This is a genomic window from Pseudomonas sp. 05T35, assembly GCF_056396605.1.
In genome coordinates this window covers 1-2,022 of sequence record NZ_JBFTLU010000621.1, presented here as the reverse complement: position 1 = coordinate 2,022, position 2,022 = coordinate 1, and the positions used below count along the sequence as shown (strand labels likewise).

The following is a 2,022-nucleotide window of genomic DNA, read 5'->3' as shown; positions in this document are numbered from 1 at the left end:
ATCCGCAGGTCCAGGAGCGTGTCGACGAAGTGCGACATGGGCGCTATCGCCTGCTGCACGGCTTCTATCACGGAGCGCAAAGCAACCTGTTGGACAGTCGTGGGCAGCCGAAAGTATTGATGTATGCCGTCAACCTGACAATGGATGCCCATGCATGCGGCCGGCCCTTGAATGAGCTGGCACTTGAAGCATTGGGGGTGGATGTTCAAGCCATTCAGCGCAATGGCGCTGATTTGATAGTTGAGGGCGCCACCTGCTTGCTGGCGGGCGATCGGGTGTTGATGTCGGGCACCTTGTCTGCCATCGAGGCCTGTGAAGCTCGGCTGTTGGCGGGATAATGAGGTGTGGTCGGGTTCCTCGCGCAGAACCGGAAAATTTCCTGCGCGTGCCCGACCAATTGGCTGAAGGCAATCAATCCTGGCTGACTGCACCAATCTTGTGGATCGACAGATCCGCCCCGTAATACTCCTCTTCCTGGCTCAGCCGCAGCCCATGCAACAGCTTGATCGTGCCATACACCGCAAAGCCTCCGATCAGTGCCACGGCTACCCCGAGTGCAGTGCCGATCAACTGGCTGATCAGGCTGACGCCACCGAGCCCGCCCAAGGCGCTCTGACCGAAAATCCCGCAGGCAACCCCACCCCAAACGCCACAAAGACCATGCAGCGGCCAGACGCCAAGCACATCGTCGATCTTCCATTGGCTTTGCGCCGCGATGAAACACCARACAAACAAGGCCCCGGCAATGGCTCCGGTCACCAGTGCGCCAACCGGATGCATCAGGTCGGAACCGGCACAAATTGCCACCAGCCCGGCCAGTGGACCGTTGTGCAGGAACCCCGGATCGTTACGACCGACAATCAATGCGGCTACCGTGCCACCGACCATCGCCATCAACGAGTTGACCGCCACCAGACCGCTGACGCCTTGCAGGGTTTGCGCGCTCATCACGTTAAAGCCGAACCAGCCGACGATGAGAATCCACGAACCCAATGCCAGAAACGGAATGCTCGACGGCGCAAACGCCACCAGGCGTCCGTCGCGATACCGACCATTGCGCGGACCGAGCAGCAATACCGCCGCCAATGCCAGCCAACCTCCCATGGCATGCACTACCACGGAGCCGGCAAAATCATGGAAGCTGGCACCAAAGCGAGCCAACAACCAGGCTTGCAGGCCGAAGTTTCCGTTCCAGACCACACCTTCAAAAAACGGATAAATGAACGCCACGATCAACGCCGTCGCACACAGCTGCGGAACGAATCGGGCACGCTCGGCAATCCCCCCGGAAATGATGGCCGGAATGGCGGCAGCAAAGGTCAGCAGGAAGAAAAACTTCACCAGCCCATAGCCGTGATCAGCGCTGATTACCGCGGCCGGTTGCAAGAAAGTGACACCGTAGGAAATCCAGTAGCCTATAAAGAAGTAAGCCAGCGTTGAAATGGCAAAGTCACTGAGGATCTTCGATAACGCGTTGACCTGGTTTTTTTGCCGAACCGTGCCGACTTCCAGAAATGCGAAACCGGCGTGCATGGCCAGAACCATGACAGCGCCGATCAGAATGAACAGTGTATTGGAGCTATGGACCAGGCTGTCCACAGCACTTTGCAAATTTTCCATGGAGTTGGCAGACCTTAAAGTCGCAAAAGCACCAAAGCGGTTCGCCGAGACAATTTACGCACCAAGTTGATACCAGGCTTGGCATCCATCCTTATTCCGGCGAACCGTTTTGGCGCAAAAAACTCATTGAGGTCGATCGTTGCTCGGGTGTTTGCGCGAGTTTCTATTATTTAGGTTAAGGTTTTCGCGAAGCACGCCCAGTTTCAGTACAACAGCACTGGCTGACGCACCACGACATAGCAAAAGCTGTACCAGGCATTAGGGGGGTCTCAACGCGGTGGGGGAATCTATTTGAGAACAGCCCCTGGCACTGAACCTTCGAACAAGGCTCATACTCGAACATTTCACACACCAATAATGGAGATCATCATGGCCAGAAAAACGGAAAAGACTGCTCAAGAA

General features: G+C 56.3%; 2 protein-coding genes. One reads left to right on the top strand and one right to left on the bottom strand.

Annotated elements, in window-relative coordinates:
• Window positions 1-338, top strand: a 338-nt coding sequence (locus AC1DH9_RS28080; RefSeq protein WP_477809231.1) for a TrkA C-terminal domain-containing protein, incomplete at its 5' end; no start/stop codon positions are given.
• A gap of 73 nt (window positions 339-411) precedes the next feature.
• Here AC1DH9_RS28080 and AC1DH9_RS28075 read toward each other — a convergent pair.
• On the bottom strand, window positions 412-1,620 hold the full coding sequence (locus AC1DH9_RS28075) for an ammonium transporter (RefSeq protein WP_427543566.1): 1,209 nt from the start codon (window positions 1,618-1,620) through the stop codon (window positions 412-414).
• Window positions 1,621-2,022 lie beyond the last annotated feature (402 nt).